This window comes from Bacillus sp. FJAT-42376 (assembly GCF_003816055.1).
In the GTDB taxonomy this organism is placed as follows: Bacteria; Bacillota; Bacilli; order Bacillales; family Bacillaceae; genus Metabacillus_B.
Map to the genome: position 1 here is coordinate 2,617,797 of NZ_CP033906.1, position 19,642 is coordinate 2,637,438.

At 44.5% G+C, this 19,642-nt stretch carries 19 protein-coding genes; 2 read left to right on the top strand and 17 right to left on the bottom strand.

The genetic code is table 11. The annotated features are described in order from the left end of the window. Window positions 1-12: 12 nt before the first annotated feature. The 17 genes from CEF21_RS13125 to CEF21_RS13205 all read right to left on the bottom strand — a co-directional run bounded on the left by CEF21_RS13125 (window position 13) and on the right by CEF21_RS13205 (window position 18,130). Window positions 13-669 carry a 3-oxoacid CoA-transferase subunit B gene (locus CEF21_RS13125; RefSeq protein ID WP_123917040.1) on the bottom strand — a complete coding sequence of 219 codons (657 nt, stop codon included), beginning with the start codon at window positions 667-669 and terminating at the stop codon, window positions 13-15. Beyond that, window positions 642-1,343: a CoA transferase subunit A gene (locus CEF21_RS13130; RefSeq protein ID WP_123917042.1), complete on the bottom strand. Its 702-nt coding sequence runs from the start codon at window positions 1,341-1,343 to the stop codon at window positions 642-644. The genes CEF21_RS13125 and CEF21_RS13130 overlap by 28 nt, the downstream gene beginning before the upstream one ends. A 3-nt stretch (window positions 1,344-1,346) precedes the next feature. Continuing rightward, the gene (locus CEF21_RS13135) at window positions 1,347-2,681 is read right to left on the bottom strand and encodes an aspartate aminotransferase family protein (protein WP_123917044.1); all 1,335 of its coding nucleotides are present in this window, start codon (window positions 2,679-2,681) and stop codon (window positions 1,347-1,349) included. 617 nt (window positions 2,682-3,298) lie between these two features. After that, window positions 3,299-4,831, bottom strand: a complete 1,533-nt coding sequence (locus tag CEF21_RS13140) for a glycosyltransferase (protein WP_123917046.1) — start codon at window positions 4,829-4,831, stop codon at window positions 3,299-3,301. Continuing rightward, window positions 4,818-5,924, bottom strand: a complete 1,107-nt coding sequence (locus CEF21_RS13145) for a tetratricopeptide repeat-containing glycosyltransferase family 2 protein (protein WP_123917048.1) — start codon at window positions 5,922-5,924, stop codon at window positions 4,818-4,820. The genes CEF21_RS13140 and CEF21_RS13145 overlap by 14 nt, the downstream gene beginning before the upstream one ends. 21 nt (window positions 5,925-5,945) lie before the next feature. Beyond that, entirely contained in the window at window positions 5,946-7,064 is a 1,119-nt protein-coding gene (gene wecB, locus CEF21_RS13150) for a non-hydrolyzing UDP-N-acetylglucosamine 2-epimerase (RefSeq protein WP_123917050.1), read from the bottom strand. Between the two features lie 644 nt (window positions 7,065-7,708). Beyond that, on the bottom strand, window positions 7,709-9,172 hold the full coding sequence (locus tag CEF21_RS13155; protein ID WP_123917052.1) for an NAD(P)/FAD-dependent oxidoreductase: 1,464 nt from the start codon (window positions 9,170-9,172) through the stop codon (window positions 7,709-7,711). A gap of 317 nt (window positions 9,173-9,489) precedes the next feature. Further along, entirely contained in the window at window positions 9,490-9,606 is a 117-nt protein-coding gene (locus tag CEF21_RS13160) for a YjcZ family sporulation protein (RefSeq protein ID WP_082883834.1), read from the bottom strand. Between the two features lie 84 nt (window positions 9,607-9,690). Next, complete coding sequence (locus CEF21_RS13165) at window positions 9,691-10,434, bottom strand: DUF1796 family putative cysteine peptidase (RefSeq protein WP_123917054.1); 744 nt, start codon at window positions 10,432-10,434, stop codon at window positions 9,691-9,693. Between the two features lie 82 nt (window positions 10,435-10,516). Continuing rightward, entirely contained in the window at window positions 10,517-11,434 is a 918-nt protein-coding gene (locus tag CEF21_RS13170; RefSeq protein WP_123917056.1) for a GDP-mannose 4,6-dehydratase, read from the bottom strand. 26 nt (window positions 11,435-11,460) lie between these two features. Next, on the bottom strand, window positions 11,461-11,985 hold the full coding sequence (locus CEF21_RS13175; RefSeq protein WP_123917058.1) for a hypothetical protein: 525 nt from the start codon (window positions 11,983-11,985) through the stop codon (window positions 11,461-11,463). A 12-nt stretch (window positions 11,986-11,997) separates the two neighbouring features. Then, window positions 11,998-13,212 (bottom strand): glycosyltransferase family 4 protein, encoded by a 1,215-nt coding sequence (locus CEF21_RS13180; protein ID WP_123917060.1) that lies wholly within the window; start codon window positions 13,210-13,212, stop codon window positions 11,998-12,000. Window positions 13,213-13,428: 216 nt separating this feature from the next. After that, on the bottom strand, window positions 13,429-14,319 hold the full coding sequence (locus CEF21_RS13185) for an NAD-dependent epimerase/dehydratase family protein (RefSeq protein ID WP_123917062.1): 891 nt from the start codon (window positions 14,317-14,319) through the stop codon (window positions 13,429-13,431). Further along, window positions 14,312-15,142 (bottom strand): dTDP-4-dehydrorhamnose reductase family protein, encoded by an 831-nt coding sequence (locus CEF21_RS13190; RefSeq protein WP_123917064.1) that lies wholly within the window; start codon window positions 15,140-15,142, stop codon window positions 14,312-14,314. Before CEF21_RS13190 ends, CEF21_RS13185 begins: the two co-directional genes overlap by 8 nt. Beyond that, a complete protein-coding gene (locus CEF21_RS13195; RefSeq protein ID WP_123917066.1) occupies window positions 15,143-16,129 on the bottom strand; it encodes a polysaccharide biosynthesis protein in 987 nt (328 codons plus the stop codon). It lies immediately after the preceding gene. Next, on the bottom strand, window positions 16,122-17,210 hold the full coding sequence (gene wecB, locus CEF21_RS13200) for a non-hydrolyzing UDP-N-acetylglucosamine 2-epimerase (RefSeq protein WP_123917068.1): 1,089 nt from the start codon (window positions 17,208-17,210) through the stop codon (window positions 16,122-16,124). Before wecB (CEF21_RS13200) ends, CEF21_RS13195 begins: the two co-directional genes overlap by 8 nt. A 560-nt stretch (window positions 17,211-17,770) precedes the next feature. Next, window positions 17,771-18,130, bottom strand: coding sequence for a hypothetical protein (locus tag CEF21_RS13205; protein WP_123917070.1), 360 nt, complete (start codon window positions 18,128-18,130; stop codon window positions 17,771-17,773). A gap of 367 nt (window positions 18,131-18,497) precedes the next feature. On the opposite strand from CEF21_RS13205, the gene CEF21_RS13210 reads away from it, so the two are divergent. Next, the gene (locus tag CEF21_RS13210) at window positions 18,498-18,905 is read left to right on the top strand and encodes a hypothetical protein (protein ID WP_123917072.1); all 408 of its coding nucleotides are present in this window, start codon (window positions 18,498-18,500) and stop codon (window positions 18,903-18,905) included. Continuing rightward, window positions 18,899-19,222: a GT-D fold domain-containing protein gene (locus tag CEF21_RS21960; RefSeq protein ID WP_481747586.1), complete on the top strand. Its 324-nt coding sequence runs from the start codon at window positions 18,899-18,901 to the stop codon at window positions 19,220-19,222. The genes CEF21_RS13210 and CEF21_RS21960 overlap by 7 nt, the downstream gene beginning before the upstream one ends. Window positions 19,223-19,642 lie beyond the last annotated feature (420 nt).

Consider the following 19,642-nt stretch of genomic DNA (forward strand, 5'->3'; position numbering starts at 1 on the left):
CAATCATCCTTTCTATACGTTCAATTCCGGTGAAAGAAGCAAGGGAGCTCCCGTACAGCTGATTACATCCTTAACTGAAAAGGGCTCCATTACTTCCGTTAATAAGAGGCCTGAGTCGGTTATATCGAGCACTGCCATATCCGTAATGACGCGGCTGACGCATTTTTTTGCTGTGATGGGGAGAGAGCACTGCTGCACAATCTTTGGCCGTCCGTATTTATCTGTATGACTCATCACAACGAGAACTTTTTTTGCTTTTTGAGCAAGTTCGATTGCCCCGCCCATTCCTGGCACCGTTTTTCCAGGGACAATCCAGTTTGAAAGATCCCCGCTTGAACTCACCTCGAGAGACCCGAGGATCGTCATATCAATGCAACCGCTTCGGATCATTCCAAATGCCGACGCAGAATCAAAGTAGGAAATGCCTTTTCCTTCGGTAACCGGATATCCCGCGGCATTGCATAGCTCCCACTCCTCTTCACCGGGAGGCGGCTCAGGTCCCATCCCCAAAATACCGTTCTCCGCCTGAATCATAACCGGAAAGTCTTTCGGCAAAAAATGAGGCACCAGTGAAGGAATGCCAATGCCCAAATTAAGCACCATTCCTTTTTCCACTTCCCTGGCGGCTCGTTTGGCAATGTTCAGCTTTGTTTCTTTTCCCATACCCATTTCCAATTCACTCCCTTGCTTTGCACAACCGCCTGGATAAACACACCCGGTGTAACGACCTCTTCCCCATCCATTTCCCCGGCCTTTACCAGCTGCTCCGCCTCCGCCACTGTATAATCAGCCGCCATGGCCATCAGCGGATTCATATTCCGGGCGCTTTTGCAGTAACTGAGATTGCCCCACGTGTCTGCTATGCCGCAATGCAGGATGGCTGTATCGGCACGAATGGCTGTTTCAAGGAGATAGGTGCTCCCTTCTGATTCAATCAGCTGTTTCCCATTTCGCACGTATTCATTTTCCAGGCCGATATCCGTTAAAATTCCTCCAAGGCCTGTACCTCCGGCGCGGATTCTTTCGGCAAGTGTTCCCTGAGGAGAAAATTCCACCTCCAGTTTTCCGTCCGTCATCAGCTTTCCGGCAACGGGGTTCGACCCGATATGGGAAGCGGTGAGCTTCCTCGCTCTGCCAGCAGTAATCAATCTGCCTGCGCCGATATCCGGAAACCCCGCATCATTGCAAATAATGTGGAGGTCCCGGACTCCTTTTTCTAAAATGGCGTCAATGAGGAGAGGAGGAGATCCGACTCCGCCAAACCCTCCAATCATGAGAGAAGTGCCGTCTTTCACTGTTTTGATCGCTTCTTCCGCCTGGATGAGTTTACTGTATTCCTCCATTTCTTACCCCTCCTCCTGCCATTGCATGAATTGGCTGCACGTTCTCTTGAATCGCTTGAGCAAGTCTGCCGTTTCCTGGCTTGTAATGGTCAGCGGCGGAGCTATAATGACCGCATCGCCGTCTCCTCCATCGATTCCGGCGCTTGCAGGATACAGAATCAGGCCGTTCTTAAACGCAAGCTCAATGAATTTAGCTCCTGCTCTCCGCTGCTTAGGGAAAGGAGCATGGTTTTGATTCACCAATTCCATTCCAATTAAAAGCCCTCTTCCCCGCACATCTCCGATAAATGGGTTGGATTTCTGCATCTCTTTCAGTTTCTCCATCAAATCCTGCCCCTGCTTAGCTGCATGTGCGGCCAGGCTGTGCTTTTTGAGATAATGCAAAACGGCTAAGGCTGCTGCCGCTGACTGGGGATTTCCGCTATAGGTGTGGCCGCTCATGATGACACGGGTGCCATCCCGAAAGGATTTCATCACTTTATCCGAAGCAACCGCTGCTGCAATCGGACTGTAGCCGGCACCCAGACCCTTCCCGAGCACCGCAATATCCGGCATACAGTCCCAGTGCTCGATTGCCAGGATTTTCCCGGTCCTCCCCATCCCGGTCATGACTTCATCCGCAATAAAGAGAACATCATACCGGTCGCAAATTTCCCGGATCCGTTCATAATACCCTGGCGGCGGAGTAAGACAGGCTCCAGCAGCACCTACGATTGGCTCTGCCATAAACGCTGCAATATTTTCTTCTCCCATTCGCTTAATGGAACGCTCCAAATCATCCGCACACATGAGCTGGCAAGAAGGATAAGATTGCTGCAGCGGACAGCGGAAGCAGTATGGGGCACATACATCCGGACTTGAAGCAAGATGGCCGGTGAATCTTACCCTGCGCTCCGGGTATCCAGAGAGGGACAGGGCCCCCATCGTAATACCGTGGTAGCTCCGCCATCTTGATAAAACAGCGGTTTTGGACGGCCTCCCTTTTTCCTGCCAGTATTGAATCGCCATTTTCATCGCTGTTTCCGCTGCTTCTGATCCGCTGTTTACGAAAAAACTCCAATTTAAATCACCGGGCAGCTGTTCTGCAAGCATGTCCGCTAGCATCTCCGCCGATTTGCTCGTAAAATGGGAACGGTACACAAAGGACACTTTTTTCGCCTGCTCATTCATTGCATCTGTAATTTCTTTGACACCATGCCCAATGTTGCACGTGATTGCGCCTGATGATCCATCCAAATACTCCTTGCCGTCCGCACCATATAAATAAACGCCTCTCCCAAATGCAATCTCCGGAAGCTGCTCGTCTAAAACAGGCTTAATGAGGTAACTTCTTTTCACCCTTCATCCCTCCCGCTCGCCAAACCTTCTATTTTTACATTGTATGAACGAAAACCGCCGTTTATATCAGGATGTTCGGCTGATTTTATACTGAGAAGTCATCCTGTGAAGCCATTGCAGCGGGTTAATTTTTATGTTCATGCAAAGAAGGCTGGGACAAAAGGTTTCTGGCTAATCAAAAAGTTCGGTTAAACTTAGTTGTTGATCTCCTTTGCAGGGGTTCACTTTCCGCTTCCATCAACACGGTTTAAAAAATTAACACCTTGCTTTAATTTAGCAAATAAAAAAAACCGGACTATTATTTGAAACTCTGATATAGAGCTTCGAAATCGTTCGGTTTTATTGTTTTTCATTCTTTTTTCAAAGGAAATATCCGGTTTTAAAGACAACCATTTTAATTAAGTTCCATCCTCTTCGTCCAATGATTCGCCTGTGACCTTTGCCATTCCCGCCGCATCCAAGTCCTTCCGCCATAAAGAACCGGTTCATCCTTTTCATGCGCGAATCGAACAGAATGCCCCTCGCTAAATCCGGCATCTGACCGCCGAAATAAAATTGGGCCTCTCCTATTTATTAAACGTTCGGATGGCTCCAATCCAATCCGGCTCCAAAACGGGTCAATCCTTCCACTCGATTAAATGCGGATGCGGGTCCAATATGGACTCATATTGCTCCTTTACTCCGTACAGGGAATCAGGATCAAGTTCTGTATATCTCTTATATTTTGCGATACGGTCTTTTTCACGGGACCATCCAAAATGTTTGACCCGGAGAGGTGATATCGCGTTTGAAAGCTGGAAAACGTTTTCCGGCATTCTGCCGCAGTGCAGCGCAGCCTCCCTCCATTGATAAGGGAATCCAGGCCTGTATCTGACCAGAAACGGGCGGAATACCTGGTGCGCTCTCCAATAATGATCCTCCCGGTAATGGGTTTCACTCCAAAAATCATAGAGCCGGAAGGAGTGCAGATCATACTCTTTATTCTTCATCAGCTGTTGAAGCTCTCCGCAAAAACCGTCTTCTAAAAATTCGTCTGCATCCAGGCTTAAAATCCAATCCGGATTGGTGGCAATGGTCTCATCCCACTGCTGTTTACGCAATTCAATTTCATTATGAAACTTCGAGGCGTCATTTGAAACAATCATATGAGGAACCCCGCTTAAACTTTCTTTGCATATTTCGAGCGTCCGGTCTGTACTGCCGTCATTGATAATGACGGCATAATCAATACACGGGGCGTGATGCTCAAGCATTTCCTTGAGAAATCTATTTTCTTCATTCCGGACAATCATCGATAAAGTGAGTTTCGGCTTATACTCTTGATGAATCGTAATCCTGGATTTTTTATGGGCCTTTAGAAAGAAATCGTCTGCTCCCTTCAAATCCTGATCACGGTAAATATGATAAGGTGGATAGTGCGTATCGGCATAAAGCGTAAAACCGAGTGCTGCAGCCCTGATGCAAAAGTGCCGGTCTTCTCCCCAGAATGAAAGATTATAAATCTGGCCGAACCGGACCCCTTTCTGCAGAGCTTTTCTGGAAAGCAGGGTACAGGCACCCAGTCCCCCCACCTCATACACGCCCGGGGTTTTCATTTGGCTGATAAATTGATGAAAGCGGGAATTTGCTTCTTCATCCGAAAGCTGGTCTCCTCTTCCTTTTTGATATTGGGTATATTCATCGGATAGCCATACTTGGGGCTGCTCCATCGAGTCAGGCTGCCACCTCGTCCAGAATACTTCAGAAATAATATCTTTATCCTGTCTCGCCAGATGCGATATGGTCTCGGGATAGAGGAGGAGATCCGAGTCAACGAGAAACAAGTAATCGAACATTTGTTCATCCGCATACTTGATTATCTTGTCTTTAAAAGCCGCTACCTTCCAGACAAGATGTTCATTCCAATAATGAGTAGAATGATCTTTTACATAAACATCTGAATAGGATGAGCGCTCAATTTCCACACGGTCAGCCTTTTGCTTAAATTCGTAAAGCAGGCGGCTGGATTCCGGATCCTTATTGTCGTCAATAAAGTAATAACTGAGTTCCGTATCCTCCTGATTCAAATGCTCTAATGAGTAAAGGAACTCTCTTAAAATATCCGGCTTCTGATGAATGGGGCTGCCAATCAATACCTTATTCTTGCTCATCATGGCTCTCCTTTTTATTCTGAAGAGCGAAAACCTGCTCAAGATACCGCTTGTTATGAAGATATTGTGGATTATTCGGACGAATCGAACCTGCCTGCTCATTGTGGTATTCGGACATTTTATAATCCCCAAGCCTGTCATAGCATACACACAGCTGAATATGCGGGATCCAGTCCGCGTAAGCCTGATTTTGAATCCCCCACGATGATGCTGACACTCCGATTGCCGCTGCTTGTTTATACCAGTAGATCGCTGAGTGGTAATCCATTTTTTCAAAAAACGTATAAGCCAGCCTGCAGCAGAATTCCGGTCTGGGAGATTCATAGTGAAAAGAGCGGAGGACACTGTTAATCATTTTTTCCTGATTCGATAACTCATGATAGCAGTCAGCTAATTTTCCGCATGCTGCAATGTTGTCTTCAATCCATCCTTTTCCTTCTGAAAGAAATGCTTCGTAATATTCAACGGCCCTTTCATACTGCTGATGGTCTTTTAATTCATTGGCAAAATAAAATAAATCCCTCGGTGAAAATTTTTCGCCTTGCTTCAAGCGATTTTCATAGATTCTCAGGTTTCGGTCAGAATCATGATGAATACTCGCATGAGTAACAGCGGCATCACTTGTTATAATGTGCCCGCCCACCTCCAAATACTCATGAACAGGACCAATCCATTTAAATCCCCTGCTTCTTTTGACTAAACGGTTTCTTCTCAGCCTCATAACAGGTTTTCCATTTTCATCCATAGTTAAATTATAAAACATAGAGACCGAATCAACAGACGGGTCAAGATTCTTTTTTAACAGACTGAGTTTCTTCTGATCTTCTTCTAAGAAAATATCGTCCGCGTCAAGCCAAAGGATATATTCCTTTGTAGCTTTTTTGAAAGAAAAATTCCGGGCTTTGGCAAAGTCATCCACCCATTTAAAATCAAAGATTTTTTTCGTAAACGAAGAGACAATTTTTTTCGTCTGATCCGTAGAACCTGTATCCACGATGATGATTTCATCTACTATATCTTTAACCGATTCAAGGCATCTGCCGATAACATCCTCTTCATTTTTAACGATCATGCATAAACTTATCGTTGCCATTGAGTGAAAACGCCTCCGTTTTTATAGTCCGCCCTGGGAACGGTATGTTTTTAATAAAAAATCCTTAATTCTCTGACTGGATAATCCATCACCATATGGATTGACAGCCTGTGCCATTTTCTGATAAGCGCCTTCGTCGTCCAGAACGAAGCAGATTTCCTCAATGATCCGGGCTGAATTTAAGCCGGCAAGCTTGATGGTCCCCGCCTTTTCCCCTTCAGGCCGCTCCGTATTTTCCCTGGCAACAAAAACAGGCTTGCCGAGAGCAGGAGCCTCCTCCTGGATGCCGCCCGAATCCGTTAAAATGACATAGGATGCTTTCATGAGATGGGCAAAGCTGAGGTAGTCAAGCGGTTCGGCAATATGGATCCGGCTGCTCGGATGAAGGGATTGTTCGACTGCTTTGCGGACGAGCGGATTTTTATGAACGGGGAAAATCACCTGAAGATCGGGATACATGCGGACAATCTGATTGATCGCCTCATAGACTCCCTGGAGCTTTTGCAGATTTTCTCTCCGGTGTGTCGTCATCAGCAAAATTCTGCCGCTCTTTTCTACAACATCTTTTAGGGGAGGCGCAAAATGGAAGGGCTTGCTGGCTGCTTCAAGCAAGGCATCAATGACAGTATTTCCGGTGACAAGAATGTTTTTTTCGTCGATTCCCTCATTCATCAAATTCTCTTTATTGCCTTCTGTGACAGCAAAATGGTACGTAGCCAGCTGATCAATGAGCTTCCGGTTCATTTCTTCCGGGAAGGGGGAATAACGGTTTCCAGTCCTGAGACCTGCTTCGACATGTCCTACCGGAATTTGCTTTAAAAACGCAGCATAACTGCTGATGAATGCGGTGGTTGTATCCCCGTGTACAAGGACGATATCCGGTTTTTCTGCATTCAGTACTTTCGATAGCTCCGTAAGGATGGAGGTGCTGATCGTTTCCGGTGTTTGGGCATACTTCATAATATTAAAATCATAATCGGGACTTATTTGAAAGATGGCCATCACTTGATCCAGCATGTCGCGGTGCTGAGCCGTATTTACACAAACATGGTGTACCTCGGGGTCATTTTTCAGACAGTTGACCAAAGGAGCCATCTTGATTCCCTCGGGTCTTGTTCCAAAAACCGTCATTACTTTCATAGGCGGCTCCTTCTTGATTTAATAGAAAGCAATCCGTAACTTGACAAAGACCTAAGGTATCTTATGAAACCCTTATAGAATCCGACTCTTGTGAATGCCTATGAACCTTAAAATTAGCTTTGTTAAACTTTGCTGTTGATTGCAGTTAGCAGGCGCTTTTCTTTCCTTGGGCGGGCGGTAAGCCTCCTAGCCGCTTTGCGTCTGCGGGCTCTCACCTGTCCCGCTGCTCTCAGCTCGGAGTCTCGCGCCTTCCACTTCCATCAACAGGTTTTAAAATCAACTTCAGGCTTTAAATGAGCTACAAGTAAAAAAATAACCAAATACAAAAACACCCGCAGCATAAAGTGCGGGCGCTAAAAAACACAGGAATTCTTCCCCCGGTTTACTTCCATTGATTATGGCTGTTTTCTGCTCAAAGCTGCCTGGCTATCCCAGGCTTGAGGCAACCCTCCTCCTTTCTTCAATGCTCCGGGAACTTACCTGTCCGGCGGCTATTGCCCTTCCGCTCCAAATCCGCTTATTCTAAGATTGTCGAGTGATCCGTGTTAAACAAAAAACCCCCGGATGCTCCAGCATGGAGCGACCAGGGGGGCGGTTTCAATTATTTTCTCTCTTCAGGACTTATCAAAAGCCCCTTTTTACTGTTAGGCGAATACTTCCGCTTTCCTTGATGCCTGCTTTTTACTGGCAATATCCCGGGCAATCCATACTCCGCAGGCTCCTGCCTGAGCGAGCCCCCTAGTAATCCCTGCTCCATCGCCGCCTGCATAAAGACCGCTGATTTCTGTTTCAAAGCGGTCATTTAATTTAGGACGGGCAGAGTAAAATTTCGCTTCGACTCCATAGAAGAGAGTGTGTTCAGACGCAAGACCAGGGGTCACCTTATCAAGGGCCTCCGTCATTTCAATCAGGCTTTTCATCGTATTGTATGGAAGAGCAAGACCAAGATCTCCAGGCACCGCCTCTTTTAGTGTAGGCTCAAGGAAACCTTCTTTGATCCGGTTTTCCGTAGACCGGCGCCCTTTTAAAATGTCTCCATATTTCTGTACGATTAATCCGCCGCTTGACAGACTGTTGGCCAGCCTGGAAACTTCATGAGCGTATTCATTCGGCTGATCGAACGGATCCGAAAACGTATGGGACACAAGCAGAGCAAAGTTCGTGTTGCTGCTTCCGAGATTCGGATCTTTGTATGCATGTCCATTCGCAAGCATCGTTCCCGAGTGATTTTCTACCACCACATGTCCTGAGGGATTGCTGCAAAAAGTCCGGACTCTCGTGCCGACCGACGTATTGAAGATAAATTTCCCTTCATATAAATGCTCATTGATTTCCTGCATGACCACATTGGAGGTTTCAACCCGTACCCCGATATCCACCTGATTGCTGATCATAGACAGCCGGCGTTTTTTCAAAAGGCCTCCAAGCCATGTGGATCCATCCCGCCCTGGAGAAACCATTACTTTGTCCGCGAGAATTTCTTCTCCATTTTTCAGCAAAATCCCTTTTACATGATAGCTTCCATCCGTTTTAACCGTAATCAAATCTTCCACTTCTGTTTTGAACTGCATCTCAATTTTCACAGAAAGATACTCATAAATGCTTTTCAGTATTTCCAGGTTTTGTTCCGTTCCAAGATGGCGCACCTGGGCTCTAAGCAATTTCAATCCTGCGGCATACCCTCTCCGTTCGATTTCTTTCACCTTATCTGTCAGAGGATCGGTGATCGTTTCTGCCGCTCCATGATGCAAATTAATTTGGTCCACGTATTTAATGAGGTCGATTACCGTACTTTCAGGAAGATAGTCGGTCATCCAGCCGCCGAATTCACTTGTTATATTAAATTTTCCGTCTGAATAGGCACCCGCTCCGCCAAATCCATTGGTAATGGAACACGCAGGGAGACAGCCCGAAAAATCTTTTTTTCCCGCCGGTGGCGGGCATTTTTCAATTTTCTTCTGAAGAATCGGACAATTCCTGCGATAAATATCATGTCCTTTATCAATCAGCAGGATTTTTGCATCCGGCATTAAAGTAGAAAGTTCATAAGAAGCAAAGATACCAGCCGGTCCTGCTCCTACTATAATTACATCATATATACGGTTCAAGGAAAATCCCTCCGTTATTGTTTTTCAAGCATCCTTGGTAAATATACCAAAGTAAACCGCTTCCGTCAATCAATAAAACGAACTATTAACCATAAACAAATATATAATGTTCGTTTTTTGGTATATAACTGAAAAATCCATTTAGTCTGACGGAAAGACACCGCCTGAAGGAGATTGTATGAAATTCAGGTCAGATTATGCAGATCCCCTGCGCCGGCAATTAAACATTCCCGCTGCGGGTGCAGTAACCGGGGACTAAGCTTTAAGGCTGCCCTGGAACAGTCCAAAAAAAAAGAGCCCTCAGGCCCTTCCTTTCATTAATATCCGATGTAGGCAGCTCCTACGATAATCAGCAAAATGAATAACACAACGATAAGTACGAAGCTGCTTCCATAACCGCCATGACCGTATCCATATCCAGGGTAACCGTACATAAAGCAATCCCTCCATTTGTTTTGAGTCAATGATAGCCTATGCAGGACCCGGGTTGTTTGGTTTGGGCGGATGCCTATTTTTTTCTATTCCTCATCCGGTTTTGCTTCTGGATCTGTTTCTTCTGCTTTCACCGTTCCAGAGTAAGCTTCTTCCATTTTCGAATCTGAATCAAGTTCTGACCGGCTGTCTGAAGAGAGGGTTACATCTTTTAGCAATTCAGCCCACAAGTGATCATTTGCGTTCCATTTCTCGTCTCCGGGAAGTTCAACAGCACAGATTTTTTCAAGCCCCCAGCAGCTGTCGGTTATCTCGTTGACGTTTGTATGGTTAATCATCAGGACACGAAAGTCATTGGCAACCAGTTGTGATAACACATTCTGAAGCTCCAAGGCATCCTCATACGATCCTTCTGTTCTCACAAACAGGATCCGGTTTGCTGAATCAAATTTCTCCAGAGTCCGCCGGATCCTGCGGTCATATTTCTCCATGACATCTGCATAGGAGCCAAGATAGGTCAGTGTATTGCCCTCTTCTGTCATGAAGTCATGGTTGGATACTAAATTGTACACGTCATCCGCCACACAGATGATGTTTTCTGCTGCATAGCCGATAATCCTTAAATGATCTTCATCAAAAAAGCCGATAAATCGATTTTTCAGCAGCCGGTTTACATCGTTTAGACGGGGAGATGCCATCCAGTCCAATACACCCGAGAAATTCCTCAGACTATTCTTTTTAAGCTGGATGGAACTTAAACACAGGTCGCCTAAGCTGATGACCGCGTCATAGGATCCTTTAATTTTATCCAAAGTTTCGTCTACACTCATGAAGCCTTTTTCCTCCTTAAAGTACAGGTTGTTTCAATGATCATCATATTCAGCAAAACGTCAATGAGAGAGGGGTATTGCCCTACAGGGACCGATAATAGACATAAGTTTCTTTCAGCCCTGTTTCCAGTCTGTACACCGGATTCCATTTCAAGAGACTCCGGGCTTTATGATTGGCGAGACAGCTATGCTTGATATCCCCCTTCCGCGCGGAAGAAAATTGTGTCACAAATTCGTCTCGATGACTCTTTTTTATATAGCCGATCAATTCATTGATGCTGTACGTTTCCCCTGTACTGATTTGAATGGTTTCATTGTTCCCGTCCTTCATGGCAGCAATATTTGCAGCGGCCACATCTTTAACAAAAATAAAATCCCTTGTCTGATCCCCATCCCCATGAACCGATACAGCTCCCGACGACAGGATGTTCTTCATGAATACCGCAACCACCCCTCCATCGCCTTTCGGAAGCTGTCTTGGTCCGTATACATTAGCGTAGCGAAGAATCGTATAGGGAATTCCGTAAAGTTTATGATAAATCCGGATATAAGACTCTGCGGTAAGCTTGGAAAGTCCGTAATTTGATTCAGGGTTTACTGGATCTTCTTCACAGATTTCTGATTGATCGAGAAGTCCGTATACAGCGGCGGTAGAGGCGAAAATCATTTTGCATGAACGGGTTTCTCTGCATGCGTCGAGCATGTTGATTGTCCCGCTGATATTGATTTGGGCATCATACATTGGGTTATCAATGGAGATCCCGACATCCGCCTGGGCCGCCAAATGGAAAAGGTAGGAAGGATCTATTGAAACAACCAGCTCTCTCGCCTCTTTGGAGCATATATCCAATTCATGATAAACGACGCGGTCATTTTTTACGCATTCCGTCATTTTTGCCTGTTTCCAGTCTAAAACATGGACGTCATATCCCAAATCCACTAACGCTTCGGTAAGGTGTGAGCCAATAAAGCCCGCTCCTCCTGTGACAACAGCTTTCATATGCGTATCTCCTCTTTTAAGCCCGCTCATCTGCGGAGACTATTCGTTATGACACCGTATGTTCTGGGATTCGGTATTTGATATCCTCCAGGAAGCGAATCAGCAATTTTGTTCCAGACTCCTTTATTTATCTGGCGTTCAGGCGGGAATACCGGATTTGTAAAGACGGATTGAAAGCGGGCGGCCAATCCCCTGGAAGTCACTGATTTTGCAGCAGGATTCCGTTGAGCAGACCACTTGCTTTGGAGTGATTTAAAAATCAGTCCGCTGACATAATCCTTTAAGACGTCAGAAGATTCGACACCCGAAAACTTGGAAGTGCTTTTCAATAGGTCTGTACGGAATGATCCTTCCTGACTTGGCGCTTGCGGGCTGGTATCAGGCTGAGATGATCTTTTTCTCTCAAGCCTGGCTTTAAGCAAGGTTGATAAATTTTCCAGATTAGCTGAAACCCCCTGAAGCTCTCCGGCTGTTTTCGCAGCGGTCATCGAATTCATCAATGCGGTCATTCTTTGCTGTTTTTCCAATAAGTCCATTCCTCCACTTCTCATATTCACACCTCTTTATGATTTTTTTATCAGGCTCTCATAAACATCCGTTAATTTGCGAATTCCTGTAGCAAGATCCCAGTGAACTCTTGCCCATTCTTTCGCAGCTGTTCCCAGCCGGGTTCGGAGTTCATCATCGGTGACCAGGTCCAATAAAACGTCTGTCAATTTGTCTGAATCACTTGTTGGAAACAGGAGTCCGGTCACTCCGTCCTCGACCATTTCAGGTAAACCGCCGACATCACTGACGGCAATTGCGTTTCCTGCCAGCTGGGCTTCAATCAATGAAAGCGGCTGGTTTTCAATCAAGCTTGGAAGAACAAAAATATCTGATTGCTTTAGCAGTGCCGGGAGATCATCCCTTACACCGAGGAACTTTACACTGTCTCCAAGTCCAAGCACCTTTGACTGGATCACGAGTTCCCTTTTTATCTCTCCATCTCCTGCAATCCAGCAAACCCAGTCTCTATTGGACTTTCTAAGCTTTGCAAGAGCTTCCAAAAGATATTGAACTCCTTTTAACTCCACGAGCCTTCCCGAGAACATGATGACCTTTTTTCCTTCGGGTTTTACTACATCTGTCCGCTCATTCAGACCTGAATCAAACGCCAGAATATTATAGCCGTAGTGCATCACCTTCAGCTGTTCAGACGGGATCGCAAATTCATCCTCAAGAATGTTTTTCAGCCAGTTGTTCGCAACAATCGTCAAGTCCGATGAGTGCCCGCCCATGCTTTCCAGTTCATCATAGTAAGCCTTAGCCATGTATGAATTCGGGGATTTGTGTATCGTTTTCAGCTGATGCCGGATTTCATGGGCTACGGAACCATGAAGAGTTGCTACTAGCGGAGTTTCAGGAGGTTTTACGCGGCTGATGCAAGAGGTAGCGATGACATCCTGAGTATGAATGATGTCGTACCCGTCAAGACCTAAACAGGCAGCTCCCAATTCGTAGCAGTATCTCTGAAATTCTGTATATTCTACTAATTTATTGGCAAAAATTTCAGGATAAGTTTCCGGATTAATATTCGCATGAAGGACTGGCATTAAGTCTTCTTTTTTCACTCTCCGGTCTTTGTTTACTAGGTGAATGAATGTATTATCTGCCCCGTAGCCCAGCATATCTACTTCGTGTCCGAGCGCTTCCAAATACCCTTTTGTCTGGACCATGTAATTCCACACCCCGCCTAAATGGGGGATGGCCCAATAGGTGGCCAGTAAAATCTTCATGTCATTTCAGCTCCTGTACTATATTTAATGACCGACTAGTCCTGCTGGTTATATGATATGGATAGCCATCTGCAAATGACACCCTTTTTCTACCATTTGAATACAATATGGGTTACTTGCTTAAGGACAATTGCGGAATAAAAAGGAAGAGTACATCTGTCAAAAGCTTGAAATCCGAAAAAAAGACATCTGACTTTTTAGCCAAATGCCTGGAATTTATGCATGTGAGTAGAATTGGAGTGTATCAGCGAGCGTATCCTCAAACGTATAGCGGGGACGCCAGCCCATTTCCTTCAGCTGAAATGGGCTGCCGAGTTCGGCAGGAATGGAGGGAGTATCTTTTTTTGAATCAATCCTAAAGGGGGTTGGGGAAATTTTGCGGTATGTTTCAGCTACCTCCCTAATGGTGCGGGTCCGCCCTGAACACACATCGTACGTCTTACCGGACTCTCCCTTTTCAAATAAGACATTATAACCCGCAACTGCATCTCTCACATCGAGGAAATCCCTTTCTGCAAGAGGGGTATCGATTGTCAGCACCCGTGCTGATTCATCATGTTCCATGCGTGCAATTTTCTCAGCAAAAGCTGAACAAACTCCTGCCGATTTTCCCGGTCCAATTAAATTGGAAGGTTTCGCCATCACGATATCCAATTGATACAGCTTCCCCCAAGCCAGTGAGCAAAGAGCCTGAATCGTTTTGCTGAAACTGTAAGGATGGGGAACAGTCTGCAAATTGGCAGGGTCTGTCTGAAGGGCAGATCCTGTAATGACACTTTTGCAATCCGGTTTTTCTTTATATATGGCGTCAAGTAAATAGAGTGTTGAGAGGACATTTGTTTTCAATGTGCCAACAGGATCTTCCCATGATTTCCCTACATGGCTTACTCCTGCTAAATGCAGAAGATAATCAGGCCGGGTTTGTTTAATTAACGCTTGAACAGATGATTCTTCTGTTAAATCACAAAGCTTCAAATCTACTTTTTCCCCTAAGAAAACCGGCTTTCTTGCTGTTCCGATCACCCGGAACCCTTTTTCTGAAAAATAGCGGCATGCATGCTGTCCAGTAAAACCATTTGCCCCTGTTATTAAAATGGTTTTACTCATGCCTCTCCATCCACTGTTTCAGTTCTTTCAGCATGGTTTCGTAGGAAGGGAGAGGATAAACTGCGTCCTGCCTCGTGCTCACTATCGTCCGGTTAAGTGAAATCCTGCGATCCGGCACAATGTTCACATCGGTTTTGTTAAAGATTCGCTGAATGAGCAGCAGCAGTTCATTTTTTGATAGCAAGGTTTCTGAACCGAGATGATACAAGCCCGTTGTGCCCTTTACAATCAAATATTCGATGGCTTTGGCCAGTTCCAGAGTGGTAACCCCGTTCCAGATAACTTTTTCGTATCCCTGGATGACTCCTGTCTGCTTCATGAACCAGGAGAAAAGGCCGATGCCGTTATTTTTTAATTCCGGACCGATGATTGAAGTCCGGATTGTGAGGTGCCGATCGCTATGAATCTCTCCTAACCTCTTTGACTGGGCATAAAAGGATGTTCCGTCCGGAGTGTCTGCCTCTGTATAACTGCCCTTCTCCCCTGAGAAAACACAATCCGTGCTAATATGAACGAGTTTTCCCCCTTGCCGGGAAAGCAATTTTTCCAGCTGATGGGGAAGAATGCTGTTTGCCTGAAGAGCGGCAATCGGATGTTCTCCGGCAAAATGATTGAGTAAGCCAATGCAATTGATAACGAGGTCAGGCTTGAGATAAACAATAATCTCCTCTGCACTATTGGCATTGTTAATATTTAAAAAGATTCCGCCTGTGTCTGAAATGTCTCTGGTCGTGTAGAAAACCTGATAGGCCGGTCTTTCTGAAAAATAATCTCTGATCATATGGCCAGCCATTCCCGCTCCGCCTAAAATCAGAACTTTCATTTATAGAAAACCGCCTCTCTTAAGCATCGCATTTATTTCTTTTTTCGTCATCAGACCATCACTTGAATCATAGTTTTCCAGTTTCACCGGCTCAAAGCCTTCATAGCGTTCTTTCATTCCAGTTATATGAATGGATGGAAGGATGACAAAATATTCGTCATCATAGACAATGGAATAAGTGCATTCATAATTGGACAGCAAAAGCTCATGAATCTTCTCCCCCGGTCTAACTCCTGTTGTTTCAATGCGGATATTTTTCTCTCCGGAATCTTCAATTAAGACTTCAGCAAGATCCAGTATCCGGCAGGTCGGCATTTTCATCACAAAAATTTCCCCGCCTATGCTTTCTTTAACTGCTTTAAACACAAGCGCAATGGCATCCTGAAGGGTAAGGAAAAATCTCGTCATTTTCAGATCGGTTATTCCTACCTTCTTGGATTCTGCAATCTGCTTTTTGAATACATGAATCACACTGCCGTTTGTCCCAAGGACATTTCCGCCGCGGATGCACACAAATTTCGTCTTGCTTTCCAGCGTGTTGGCGTTAATAATCAGGCGCTCTCCCATCGCTTTGGAAAATCCGTAAAAATTGGAAGGATCAGATGCTTTATCCGTTGAAATGTAGACAACAGACCGGACTTCATTGGCAATCGCTGCTTCAATGACATTCTGAGTTCCATGAACATTGGTTTTCAGTGCTTCAAGCGGCTGCGCTTCACAAATCGGGACATGCTTTAAAGCCGCTAAATGAAAAATATAATCTGTATTTTTGGCAGCATGGGCAATGGCTTCTTTATCCCGGATGTCTCCAATTACGAAGGAAATATTGGAATGCCCTTTAAATTCCTGGCCCATTGTAAACTGACTCGATTCGTTTCTGGAAAAAATCCGGATTTCCTTCGGATTGAACTCAAGCAGCTGCCTGACTAGTTCATATCCCCACGAGCCTGTACCGCCTGTCACTAAAATGGTTTGGTTATTAAACACAAGATTTTCCTCCCAATATGATTTTTACAACCGTATCTGATACGTTCTCACGGAGATATTCTTCAGGTATCATCCACTTATTCGGCAAATTCATCATGACTTCTACAGAAAAGGTAATGCTCTTTGCATCAATTCCCGACAGCATATTGCTCCCGCATGCTACGGTTTCCGGTCTTTCTGTTGTATCCCTGATCGTTACTGCCGGGACATGGAATAAACAGCACTCCTCCTGAACTGTGCCGCTATCCGTTAATACACATGCGGCATGCTTTTCTAATTGAACAAAGTCAAAGAAGGAAAAAGGCTTGTAGAATTCAACGAGGGGGTGCAGATCGAGACTGGTTTGTTTCAGACGGGTCTCTGTACGGGGATGGATACTGCAAATGACTCTTACATTTAATTTTTCTGCCGTCTCATTTAACCCTTTAAAAATTTCCATTAGCCGTTCCGGCCGGTCGACATTTTCTGAGCGGTGGATGGTGGCCAAAAGATAATTTTTTTTCTGCAAGTTTAATTGATTTAATATCGGACTCTTTATAATCTCTTCCTTATAATGATCCAGCACTTCTTTAATGGGGTTTCCCGTGACATGGATTTTTCCGGGATGAAGCCCTTCCCGGAGCAAATTCTCCCTGCTTTGTTCTGTATAAGGGAGATTAATGCTGGATATGGAATCAATCACTTTCCTGTTCTTTTCCTCTGGTACCTTCAAGTCGAAGCAGCGGTTGCCTGCTTCCATGTGGAACACCGGTATTCCCATCCTCTCTGCTAAAATAGCAGACAATCCGCTGTTCGTGTCACCCAGGATGAGAATTCGATCCGGTTTTTCTTTTAAAAAGATTGCCTCAAGGCCTTTAAACATTTCAGATAATTGTTCCCCAACTGTAAGCTGCTGATTAAATAATTGATAATCCGGGGTACGCACCTGAAGCGTTTTAAAAAAAACCCCGCTTAATTCCTCTGTAAAATTCTGGCCGGTATGAACGACAGTATGCTTTTTGGCTAGCCTATCCAATTTCGAAATGATCCGGCTTAGGCGGATGATTTCTGGTCTGGTGCCTAGAATTGTTACGACTTTCACTTTCAATAGCCTCCTAGTCTGTATTAATTCCGCGCGTGTACTCTCCTCCTTGTGCATTCCTTCTAAGATATGCTTGATGAATCGGCCATGCATAGGCAAGTCTATCGATAAGTGAAACATTTTTCTAAATGGATGGTAGGATGGACTTCATGATTGCCGGGGTGAACAGGGCGCTGAATATATTTTAAAAAGTTTACTAAACAATCAATTTCTACTCATAGCGAGCTTTAATAGTAGAAAATCACTAAGCTGTACAACGTATAAAAGGTCATTTCCCTTTATATGTAAAATAACAGCAAATAAGGCAAAAGCTTCAGCGCTCATGCCGTATCTGGTTAATTCTAAACAATGTGTGTATTACAAGTTTACTCGAACTCATACGAGGATGATTTATACAGTACGATTAGAAAATACTTACTAAAATGGATCTAGTGACTAGCCAGTCTAGTTCTGTCACAGTACAATTAGTCTCTTGCTAATACTGGATTCGAACAAAGTGACACCAGCAAGGGGCCCATAATTTGAAGGCCCCTTACTTCACTATCATAATAATCCCGTTATTACACCGTCTGATTTAAAATCTCATCAGAAACGATTCGTTGAGATGCAACAAGGTTTCCGGAAGCATCTTTTCCCCACACAGATATTTGTGTAGAAGTTTCTGCATCTCCACCAGTTGTTAAAACAAACTGATACTCATCAAAATCAGCGAAATAATTTCTTGTTAGTACTTGATTTGGAAGTACCGGCACAAGCTCCAATACATACAGCGTTCTTGTTGTTGTCAAAATAAACCCTTGAATCAAGACAGTTGAAGAATTCACCAAATCACGATTGACAATCTTTACCGTCAGCAGCTGCACCGGCCTGACCCCGTTTGCTGGAGTATTTTCAATAGGACCTGTAGATATAACAGCCATTAATCAACCTCCCATTCTTTTTCTTGTCCATTTTTACGCCAGTCCATCTAAATGGCTGGTTTTTTCAATCCATCCATATTATTCAATAACAAAAAGTCTGCATAAACGCCTGTCCAACATTCTGCTGCCTATTTTAACTTTTTTGTCTACGATCAACCTTAAGGCAGATTTTCACATCTGCCTATTAGAGGGAAACTCATAAGACTGCAGCTCGGCAAAACCGATGAGTTCGCCGCCTGAAGATGCAATATACAGTAAAGCTAAACAGCGTTTTTTTTAAAACTGATATTAAGTCAAGGTACCTTGCAATAGGTATATAGAGATAAAAAAAGTATAAGGTCTAACTGAAATATACAGGAGGTTCTACATGTATCACTTTTCTGACAGCCAGCTTGAAAGGATGGCGCTTATGGGCTATCCCAATATCAGCATAACAGATGATACCTACTATGCAGGAGGCGAGTATATTGTGGAGAAAGCAGTAGGTGACAGCATGATTCTCCCCTATTCAGCAGAGGAAGTCATTACAGCGGGGACCGAAAAACTGAAAGAGGAAATGATACCGTTAATTAAAGGGGGTGATATCAAGCAGCAGATCCTCGCTTCTCTTGAAAAAGGCAATGGCTGTGCTGTTACCAGGATGGGTGACGGGCCTCTGGGTTTTCTCGCACATGATTACATTATTCCTGCTCAGGTGATGAAGAAGGATCCTTATTTTCAGTTTTTTGATTTTGCAGGGGTAAAAATCCTAATCATCAAAATAGGGATTTGCTGACCGAGTACATCGCAAAATCCGATTATCTTGGAATTCCAACAAAAAGGCTCCCAGTTTTTCAGTCGCTATTTATTAAATTAGCGGGGTTTCACAAGTGGCCGCTAAAAAATATGAATCTTACGCACTCCAATGTTAATCTTGAATTAAATGAGCTTGGTCTTTATACGGAAATTTTTAAAAATTATAAAGTATTGCTTATCGGCAATCGGATGGAAGAGGTTAAAGAGCATGTTGAAAACATGCTGAAAACTGCATTAGAATATACTCATGATCAAAATTCCAGGCTATTTGTAAAGGGCATATCTTTGCTGAAATAAGGGAATTACCGGGAAGCTCTAATCTCATTTGAAGAGTGCAGCATCCAGGATCACATAATCGAAAACTATAAAGGGGAATGCTTTGCCCATCTCCGGGATTCTTCCGCTGCTTTAAAATGCTTCCTTAAGGCTCTTAAGATGGCGCCGGATTATCCTGAACCACTTGATAACCTGAAAGCACTTGGCGGTGTGCGTAATTTTACGATTGGAGATATCACTTGGCAAAAATTCCATTAGAAGGGGAAAAGGCATGATGTAATTCAGCACGCCACCTTTCTTTTGTTACCAGTTCTCCGTCACACGGAAAACGGCCGTTACTGTGTTAAAGGATCGACCGTGAGATAGTACGGTCAATGTGGCAATGTCATTATCAGGCATTTCAAAATCAAAAAGCTGTTCTGTTGAGAGGACTTTAATGAT